Raw genomic sequence first — 1,259 nt, 5'->3', positions numbered from 1 at the left:
GGCCGGTCGGCAGCGACGACGACCTGCTTGGCGCTGTCGAGCAGCATGTTGATCAGGTGGCAGAATTCATGCTGGATCGACTTGCCCTGCAGGAACTGCATGTCGTCGATGATGAGCAGGTCGATGTCGCGCAGCTGCTCCTTGAGCGTCAGAGCGTTGTTGTCGCGGATCGCGGTGGCAAAGCGCCACATGAAATACTCGGCCGTGAGATAGACGACGCGCGACTTGGGGTTCTGCTTCAGCGATTCCGCGGCGATGGCCTGCAGCAAATGGGTCTTGCCGAGCCCGACGGTTGCGTGAAGGAAGAGCGGATTGAAACGCACCGCGCTCGATTGCGATTCCGCCACTGCCTTGGCGGCGGCGAAGGCCACCCGGTTCGACGGCCCCTCGATGAAAGAGCCGAACGTGTAGCGTGGATCGAGCGGTGACCCCAGAACGTTGTGGCGGAATTCGCTCTCGATGGGTGTGCCCGGACGCGGAGTCGATGCGCGCTCCACCCGGCTGGGGCTGACTGTGCCTGCGGCAAGCGCCGTCTGCGTCTGCCGTGTCACCTTGCTGCGTGCCGGCGTTACCTCTGGCTCGGCCTGGGCGCGTCCCTGACGGGTTGCCGTGCGCACGACGATGTCTATCTTGAGAAGATCGGGATCCTCCTGCTTCCACAGCTCGGAGATGAGGTCGAGATAGTGGCCGTTGATCCATGAGCGCAGGAAGGCGGTAGGCACCGAGATGCGGACAATGCCCTTGGAAGCCTCGGCGACTTTCATGCGGCCAAACCAGCTCGAATAGACTTCGGTTCCCAGGCGCGCCTTCAACTGGGTCTTGACCCGGTCGAATTTCTGTTCCGCGTCGCTGGACACCGCCATGTCGTTTGCTCCGATCAAAGTTCCAGGAAATGGGAGGTCGCCCGTAAGTTCCCTTTCGATGCCGCTCTGCATGATCTTTTCCTTGTCCTTCCGTACCTGTTTTCCGCCGGGGATGCGCCTCCTGCATCCGGTTCCGGCGACCTAAGTCTTTGCTACGATGTCCGCTGCCGCCGCCGGCAGGTGAACGTCGCCCATTATCCGTGGGAACCGGTGCCGGCCCATGGAAGCCAGTCCGCGTTGGGTATGTCAGGGCAATACAACACCGTCCGGCGAAAAGAGCGCCGGCGCGCCGTCTACCTGCCATGTCTAGTTACGCCAGTCCCCTACCGTATCGAAAAAGAGAAACCAAAGCCGTCCGCGGACTTGATCCCCGTTGCAAATCCCGCCAATTTAAGC

Annotated in this window: 1 protein-coding gene; it reads right to left on the bottom strand. The window is 61.5% G+C overall.

The features are described 5' to 3' along the window. A partial coding sequence (locus EN994_RS32060) for a DnaA/Hda family protein (protein ID WP_164746445.1) occupies positions 1-935 on the bottom strand: 935 nt, incomplete at its 3' end. Positions 936-1,259: the final 324 nt, after the last annotated feature.

It is taken from the genome of Mesorhizobium sp. M7A.F.Ca.CA.002.09.1.1, assembly GCF_003998555.1.
In the GTDB taxonomy this organism is placed as follows: Bacteria; Pseudomonadota; Alphaproteobacteria; order Rhizobiales; family Rhizobiaceae; genus Mesorhizobium; species Mesorhizobium ciceri.
Note: the sequence above shows the minus strand (reverse complement) of the source record. Positions and strands in the feature narration are given on the sequence as shown.